Origin of the sequence: Corynebacterium sp. (genome assembly GCF_012837295.1) — a bacterium.
Lineage (GTDB): Bacteria > Actinomycetota > Actinomycetes > Mycobacteriales > Mycobacteriaceae > Corynebacterium.
The window spans coordinates 1-7627 of sequence record NZ_DURI01000314.1; the positions used below are offsets into that span (position 1 = coordinate 1).

The window sequence follows — 7627 nt, forward strand, 5'->3', positions numbered from 1 at the left end:
CGTCGGGGCGGGCTGCGTCCACGCCCCGCAGGCGCGCATCATCCTCGCCGCGGCCATCGCGGCCGGCGCGCACCCCCAGACCCTGTTCTAGGCGGGAGCGCCGGGCGCGGCTCCGGCGTCGTCCCGGGCGCCGGCCTCTGATTCCTTTGGCGGCTGATCCGCCCATTCGGCGGCGTCGTCGTGCTCGGCGAACCAGTCCTCCCAATCGAGGCTGCACAACGGCGAGCACTCCCGCAGGTCGGGGTCGTCCTCGGGGAGGCTGATCCCCCGGCCCGGACCGGTCGACCGCGATTCGAACCGCACCGACACGACCCCGTGCCCGGACCCCTGCACCCAGCCGTGCCCGTGCTCCGGGTGATGGACGTCGGAGGTCGGCGCCCACTTCGAATCGGACACCCGGTACACCGGCAGCGCCCCGTCGCCGGTGAGCTCCACCAGACCGGCGGGCACGTCGGCGAGCCCCGGCACCGTGTCTTCCACGACTTGCCCGCGATCGAGCTCGGGGAACAGCACGGCCTGCATCGTCGAGTCGAGGCCCGACAGCCCCACGCCCACCAGCCGCACCGGCCCGATCGAGGTGGGGTCGAACGCCAGGCGGTGCGCCACCGACAGCAGCGTCTCCACGTCCTGCGTCGCGTACGGCAAGGTTTCGGACCGCGTGTGCAGGCTCAGGTCGGCCAATCGAACCTTGACGGTGATCGTGCGCGCGCCGCGGCCGTCGGCGAGCAACCTGCCGTGCGACTTCCGCCCGGCGCGCTCGATCGCCGAATGCATCTGCGCGGTGGAGTCCAGGTCCCGCGGGTACGTGTACTCCGCGGAAATCGACTTCGCGATGTCCCGTTCCTTCACCGGCCGATCGTCGATGCCCCGGGCCAGCAACTGCAGCGCCGGCCCGACGGTGCGCCCCAGCGTGATCTCCACGTCGCGGCGCTCGAGTGCGGCGAAGTCCGCGATGGTCTCCACTCCCTGTGCCTTCAGCTTTGACTCGGTGACGGGACCGACTCCCCAGAGCTTGCCGACGGGCAGCGGGTCGAGCAGTTCGTGCTGCCTCGACTTTTCGATGATGTAGACCCCGTCCGGCTTCGCCAGCCCGGAACCGATTTTGGCGAACTGCTTGCCCGGGCCCGCGCCGATCGACGAGGGCAGGCCGGTCTCGGCGCGGATGTCGGCGCGCAATTGCTGCGCCCACTCCTCCACCGTCACCGCGTCCGCGCCGGCGAGTTCCGCGGGCTCCATGAAGGCTTCGTCGACGCTGAGCTGTTCCACCACCGGCACGCGGTCGCGGATGATCGAGAACACGCGGCGCGACACCGGGCCGTAAATGCCCTTGCGGGGACTGACGATCACGGCGCCGGGCGGCATGAGGCGGCGGGCCTGCATCATCGGCATGGCCGAATGCGCGCCGTGGGCGCGGGCCTCGTAGGAGCACCCGGCGACCACGCCGCGCCCGCCGACCCCGCCGACGAGCACCGGCCTCCCCCGCAGCGTCGGCCGGGTCAGCTGTTCGACGGACGCGTAGAACGCGTCCATGTCGATGTGCAGGACCCAGCGATGCATGACTGCCCAGCATAGGCGGGGCGCCGGGCTCAGGCGGCGTCGGCCTCCCCGCTCTTCTTCGGTCGCACGTGCGACCGCGCCGCCAGCAGCGACAGCGCGTACTCCACAGCCACCGGGGGCACGTCCATTGCGTCGGCGGCGCCCAGGATCACGTCCTTCGCCCACGACACGGACACCGCGCGGCCCAGACCGAGGAAGCGGAGCACGCGCACGCCCGGGTCCAGCGCATCGGAGCCGGCCAGCAGCCGCATGTGGCAGAAGGAGGTCTCCCCCAGGCCGCGGACGCGCAACCACTCGTTGCGCAGCGCCATCGGGCTGATCCGGAGCCGCTGGCGGAAGCTCTCCATGCCGACGATCCCGGCGTCGTCGAGGACCCTCGCGGCCTCCTCGGCGATGGTCGTCTTCAACCGGCCCGCGATCCGGTTGCGCGGGAACACCGGGCGGCGGGCGGCCGGATCACCCTCCACCACCTGGATCGGCCCGGCTCCCGTCAATCCCGGCAGGTTGCGCAGTGCGACCGCCAGGTCCCACGGCGTCACCGCCGCGATGCCCTCCTCCATCTGCCAGTGTCGCCACCGGTCGACTATGCGATCGACGTCGACGTTGCGGGCGCGGACGGAGAACACCGCGTCGATGATGCACTCCGCCATGTCCGCCCGTCGCGCCCACGTCCACGGCCACGTCTTGCCCGGCCCGAACTCCTCCTCCAGCAATCGGGCCACGGCATCGACCGTGCCCAGGTACTCCACTTCCTCCGGCCCCGGCTCGTCGCCATCGGGCCACGTGCTGCCATTCATCCCCGAACCCCCTCGTTCCACGGGCCCCGGCCCATCCGGCGCCCACGGGTAAACGCTAAGGCCACCACCTCCCGAACGCAGCTCGGGAGGCGGTGGCCAAAGGGCGATTGTGGATCGATCGCGGGGTGTGGACGACGCCCGCGGGCGCCGGCCCCGGGGCCGGACGGAACCGGCTCCCGAGGATGGGGTTCAGGCCATCAGGCCATCAGGCCTTGGCGACCTCCGCGGTGCAGCCGTCGCCCAGGTCGTGGGCCAGCGCCGCGCCATCGACGACGACCTCGAAGGACGTCGCCAGCACCTCGCCGGCGATGAGGTCCTTGTGGCGGTGCGCCCATTCCTCGCGCTCGGCCGGGACGTTCATGGTCACGGAGACCCGGTCGGTGATGTCCAGGCCGCAGGACTTGCGGGCGTCCTGCAGGCCGCGGATGCGGTCGGCGGCCCAGCCACGGGACTCCAGCTCCTCGGTCAGCGTCATGTCCAGCACGACCAGGCCGTCGACGCCGTCGACCTCGGCGGTCGACTCGGCGTTCTCCGCGACCAGGCGGCGGGTGTACTCGCCCTCCTCCAGCGCGATGCCGCCGGCGACGACCACGCCGTCGACGACCTCGTAATCGCCGGACTTCACGGCCTTGATCACCGTCTGCACGTCCTTGCCCAGGCGCGGGCCGGCGGCGCGGGCGTTGACTGCGACCTCGAAGCGGCCCACGGAGGCCACGTCCTCGGTCAGCTCCACGTCGTCGACGTTGACCTCGTCGCGGACGATGTCCTTGAACGGCTCCAGCGCACCGGCGTCCGGGATGGCGACGGTCAGCTTCGGCAGCGGCAGGCGGTTGCGCAGCTGGTGCGCCTTGCGGACGCGCGACGAGGCGGAGCACACAGCACGGACGTCGTCCATCGCGGCCACGAGCGCGTCGTCGTCGGCAAGCTCATCTGCCGTGGGCCACGGCGCGAGGTGCACCGAGCGGCCGCCCGTCAGGGACTTCCAGATGACCTCCGTGGCCAGCGGCAGCATCGGCGCCGCCAGGCGCGTCAGCGTCTCCAGCACCGTGTACAGGGTGTTGAAGGCCTCCGGGTGCTCCTCGTCGCCCGCCCAGAAGCGGTCGCGCGAACGGCGCACGTACCAGTTGGTCAGCGCGTCGCAGAACCAGCGGATCTCGTCGGTCGCGCCGGCGATGTCGGTGTCGTCCAGCTTCTCCGTGGTCGCCTTCACCGTCGCGGCGAGCTTGGCCAGGATGTAGCGGTCCAGCACGTTGTCCGAATCCGTCGCGCGCTGCGCCGGCTTCGACGCGTAGAGCTGCAGGAAGGAGTAGGCGTTCCACATGGGCAGCAGCGCCTGGCGCACGCCGTCGCGGATGCCCTGCTCGGTGACCACCAGGTTGCCGCCGCGCAGGATCGGCGAGGACATCAGGAACCAGCGCATCGCGTCGGAGCCGTCGCGCTCGAAGACCTCGTTGACGTTCGGGTAGTTGCCCTTCGACTTGGACATCTTCAGGCCGTCGTTGCCGAGCACGATGCCGTGGGCGACGACCTTCTTGAACGCCGGGCGGTCGAACAGGGCCGTCGACAGCACGTGCAGCGTGTAAAACCAGCCGCGGGTCTGGCCCGAGTACTCGACGATGAAGTCCGCCGGCGAATGGGTGTCGAACCACTCCTTGTTCTCGAACGGGTAGTGCTTCTGCGCGAACGGCATGGAGCCGGACTCGAACCAGCAGTCCAGGACCTCCGGCACGCGGCGCATCATGGACTTGCCGGTCGGGTCGTCCGGGTTGGGGCGCACGAGCTCGTCGATGTCGGGGCGGTGCAGCGACTTCGGGCGTTCGCCGAAGTCGCGCTCCAGCTCCGCCAGCGAACCGTAGACGTCGACGCGCGGGTACTCGTCATTGTCCGACACCCACACCGGGATCGGCGAACCCCAGTAGCGCGACCGCGAAATGTTCCAGTCGCGGGCGCCCTCGAGCCACTTGCCGAACTGCCCGTCTCGCATGTGCTCCGGCATCCACTCGATCTGCTCGTGGTTGAGCTCGACCATGCGGTCGCGGAACTTGGTCACGGCCACGAACCACGACGGCAGCGCCATGTAGATCAGCGGCTCGCCCGAGCGCCACGAGTGCGGGTAGGAGTGCTCGATGGTCTGGTGGCGAACGACGCGGACGGCGGCCTTGAGGTCGCGGATGATGTCCTTGTTGGCGTCGAAGACCAGCTGGCCCTGGTACGGCGGGGTCAGGGACGTGAACTTGCCGTCCATGTCCACCGGGATGACCAGCTCGATGCCGTAGCGCTGGCACGTGATCATGTCGTCTTCGCCGAAGGCCGGGGCCTGGTGGACGATGCCGGTGCCGTCCTCGGTGGTGACGTAGTCGGCCACGAGGATCTGGAACGCGTTGGGCTGGTCGGCGAAGAAATCGAAGATGGGCCGGTAGGTCAGGCCCTCCAGCTGCGCGCCCGTGTAAGTCGCCACGACCTCGCGGTCCTTGCCCAGCTCCTTGGCGAACGACGCCACCAGGTTGGACGCGAGCAGGAAGGTGCGGCCGGCGAACTCCGCCAGGCCCTTCTCGCCGACGCGCACCAGCGAGTACTCCACCTCGGGGTGCACGGCCAGCGCGAGGTTGGACGGCAGGGTCCACGGTGTGGTCGTCCAGGCCAGGGCGGCGGCGTCGGAAAGCTCCGGGTGCTCCGCCAGCGTCGCCTCGCCCGCCGAGCCCGCCACGGCGCCGGTGACCGGGAAGGTCACCGTCAGGGTCGGGTCCTGGCGCATCTTGTACGAGTCGTCCAGGCGGGTCTCGTGGTTGGACAGCGAGGTGTGCTCGGCCCACGAGTACGGCAGCACTCGGAAGCCCTGGTAGATCAGGCCCTTGTCGTACAGCTCCTTGAACGCCCACATGACCGACTCCATGAAGTCGGGGTCCATGGTCTTGTAGCCGTTGTCGAAGTCGACCCAGCGCGCCTGGCGGGTGACGTACTCCTGCCACTCGTTGGTGTACTCCAGCACGGAGGTGGCGCAGTACTCGTTGAACTTGGCCAGGCCCATGTCCTCGATCTGGCCCTTGTCGGTGATGCCCAGCTGCTTCTCCGCCTCGAGCTCGGCGGGCAGGCCGTGGCAGTCCCAGCCGAACACGCGGTTGACCTGCTTGCCGCGCATGGTCTGGTAGCGCGGGACGATGTCCTTGACGTAGCCCGTCAGCAGGTGGCCGTAGTGCGGCAGGCCGTTGGCGAACGGCGGGCCGTCGTAGAAGACGTACTCTTCGTCGCCGTCGCGCTCGTCGATCGACGCCTGGAAGGTTCCGTCGGCGGCCCAGAAGTCGAGGACGCGGTCCTCCAGGGCCGGGAAGCTGGGGCTGCCGGACACGTCGCCGAACTGGTCGGTGCGCGGGTAGGCGCCGCCTGCGGGGGTGGGCTTGTTCACGTGGGTCCTCCGTGGTCGCTGGACCCCGGCCGAAACCGGGGAAAGTGCCACGGGGACGCCTGCCGGCGCGGTACCACCCCGCTTGGCCGTTCCCCACCCCGAGGATGGGGGCGGCCCGCTCATCGTCCGGGCTGTGCGGGCCCGACCCGTCCGGTTCTACTTGGTTTCCCCGCCCACTCCCCGTGCGGGGCGCGGCCGTCGGTCGCCGTTCTTCCGGAACGCTCCCCGGTGATTGCCGGATCACTGCGCATACGAAGGAACAGTATAGACCGGGTCCCCCGCAACGGCGAAGCGCCCGCCCCGTCCCCGGCGATTGCGGGGATGGGGCGGGCGCCTGCGGCACGGTCCGCTTTGCGACGGACCGGCGCGGAGCTCGTTCGCTCTGGCTAGTTGTTGTAGCCGTCGGCCGGAGCGGCGGTCTCGCGGGAGTTGAGCTCGTCGAGCTGCGACTCCAGGAAGGTCTTCAGGCGGGTGCGGTACTCGCGCTCGAAGATGTGCAGCTCCTCGATGCGCCCCTCGAGGGCCTGCTGCTGCTCCTTGACCGTGGTCATGATCTCGGTGTGCTTGCGCTCGGCGTCGGCCTGCAGCTCGGCGGCCTTGTCCTGGGCGGTGGTGATGGTCGCCGTGGAGCGGGCGTCGGCGTCGGAGATCATCTGCTCGGAACGCTGGCGGGCGTCGTTGAGGGTGTTCTCGGCCTCGGTCTGCGCCTCGGAGATCATCTGCTCGCTGCGCTGGCGGGCGTCGGAGAGGGTCTCATCGGCCTCGCGGCGGGCGTTGGACAGGGTCTCATCGGCCTCGCGGCGGGCGTTGGACAGGGTCTCCTCGGCGCGGGCGTCCGCGTCGGAGACGGTGGTCTCGGCGTTGGTGCGGGCGAACGACAGCATCTCGTCCGACTCGCGCTTGGCGTCGGAGGTCAGGCGGTCGGCCATCTCCTGGGCCAGGCCCAGGACGCGGGCGGCCTGCATGTGGGTGTCGGCCGTGGCGACCTCGCCCGACTCGGCGGCCGGAGCGGAGACGAAGCCCTGCTGCTGGGTGCCGGCGTCGGACGACGCGGCGGCCTCGGCGCGGGACTCGGCCTCGGCGGCGCGCTCCTCGGCGTCGCGGACGCGGTCCTCGGCCTCCTCGCGCAGGCGGGCGGACTCCTCGTCCAGGCGGCGCTCGTAATCGGCGCGGACCTCGGCCTCGATCGAGGCGCGCAGGGCGTCCTCGTCGACGTCGGAGGTCTGCGAGTCGGAGACCGGGGCGACGGCGGGGGCGGCCGCGCCGGAGCGGGCGTCCTCCAGGTCGCGCTCCAGGTCCTCGACGCGCAGACGGAGATCCGCGTTCTCGTCCTGGAGCTCGCCGAGCGCATCCTCGACGAGGTCGAGGAACTGGTCGACCTCGTCCTCGTTGTAGCCGCGCTTGCCAATCGGCGGCTTGCTGAACGCGACGTTGTGCACATCAGCTGGAGTCAGCGGCATGGAGAGTTCCCCTTCAAAATTTGTGGACGCTGTATTTTCACGGGACGCACCCGCCGTTGTTCGGCCGGGAACCCGCACGTCGGAATCGGGCTCCCGCCCTTCATCCGGGCGGAAGAAACCAATCCTCGAATGACGATACTTGTTTCTTCCCGCACCATACTACCGACATCACACCTGCAACACACGTCCAGTGCACCCCGAAAACCCCAGGAAACACCGGAGTCCGGCCGGTTAACTCACGACCCAAACCCTAAACCTCCCGCTCAACCTGGGACTTTGACCCGGACAATAGATTCGGAAACCCCGATTGCAAAAGTCCGCAATTCCGCGCGTTCCGCCGCCCCCGCCCGCTTTTCCCCTCCCCCGAACACCAATTTCCACCCCGGGAAACGACGGAACCGGCGGGCCAC

Annotated in this window: 4 protein-coding genes; all 4 read right to left on the minus strand. The window is 69.9% G+C overall.

Translation table 11 applies throughout. From position 1 onward, the window contains the following. Positions 1-87: 87 nt before the first annotated feature. Positions 88-1557 carry a DNA polymerase IV gene (locus tag GX015_RS10245; protein ID WP_291344916.1) on the minus strand — a complete coding sequence of 490 codons (1470 nt, stop codon included), beginning with the start codon at positions 1555-1557 and terminating at the stop codon, positions 88-90. A gap of 29 nt (positions 1558-1586) precedes the next feature. After that, positions 1587-2354 carry a hypothetical protein gene (locus GX015_RS10250; RefSeq protein WP_291344918.1) on the minus strand — a complete coding sequence of 256 codons (768 nt, stop codon included), beginning with the start codon at positions 2352-2354 and terminating at the stop codon, positions 1587-1589. Between the two features lie 205 nt (positions 2355-2559). Continuing rightward, positions 2560-5757: an isoleucine--tRNA ligase gene (ileS, locus tag GX015_RS10255; RefSeq protein WP_291344920.1), complete on the minus strand. Its 3198-nt coding sequence runs from the start codon at positions 5755-5757 to the stop codon at positions 2560-2562. Between the two features lie 386 nt (positions 5758-6143). Beyond that, positions 6144-7217 (minus strand): DivIVA domain-containing protein, encoded by a 1074-nt coding sequence (locus GX015_RS10260; RefSeq protein ID WP_291344922.1) that lies wholly within the window; start codon positions 7215-7217, stop codon positions 6144-6146. Between the last annotated feature and the right edge of the window lie 410 nt (positions 7218-7627).

Bases quoted from the DNA above. Each gene is read 5' to 3' on its own strand.
- GX015_RS10245 (WP_291344916.1), bottom strand. From the start codon at position 1,557: ATGCATCGCTGGGTCCTGCACATCGACATGGACGCGTTCTACGCGTCC.
- GX015_RS10260 (WP_291344922.1), bottom strand. From the start codon at position 7,217: ATGCCGCTGACTCCAGCTGATGTGCACAACGTCGCGTTCAGCAAGCCG.
- GX015_RS10250 (WP_291344918.1), bottom strand. From the start codon at position 2,354: ATGAATGGCAGCACGTGGCCCGATGGCGACGAGCCGGGGCCGGAGGAA.